Source organism: Peribacillus sp. SIMBA_075 (genome assembly GCF_046534585.1).
This window is the reverse complement of record NZ_JAWRYN010000774.1, coordinates 1-266: the sequence shown is the minus strand read 5'-3', so window position 1 is coordinate 266 and position 266 is coordinate 1. Positions and strand designations below refer to the sequence as shown.

Sequence of the window (266 nt, the reverse complement as noted above, 5' to 3'; positions counted from 1 at the left end):
AGCATACAGAAAAACCTTTCCTACTTAACATAGAGGAAAGGTTTAATTTGCTACTTGCATACTGCTTTTTGCCCTTTGCTCTTATCGTTCGAGACCGTTAGCCTCGCACAGGTTTTAGCACCTATTCACCTGTATTTACCACTACAAGTGAGGTTGCTGGGCTTCATCGGGCCTGTCCCTCCGCCAGCTCGGGATAAGAGAGTATCCGTCCCAACCTATACTAAAGAAATGATATTCATTTGTCAATTAATATTCACATTTTCCTG

The 266-nt window shown here is 42.5% G+C and carries 1 riboswitch.

Features of this window, described 5'->3' with window-relative positions:
- Positions 1 to 78: 78 nt before the first annotated feature.
- A riboswitch (SAM riboswitch) is annotated at positions 79 to 200 on the bottom strand.
- Positions 201 to 266 lie beyond the last annotated feature (66 nt).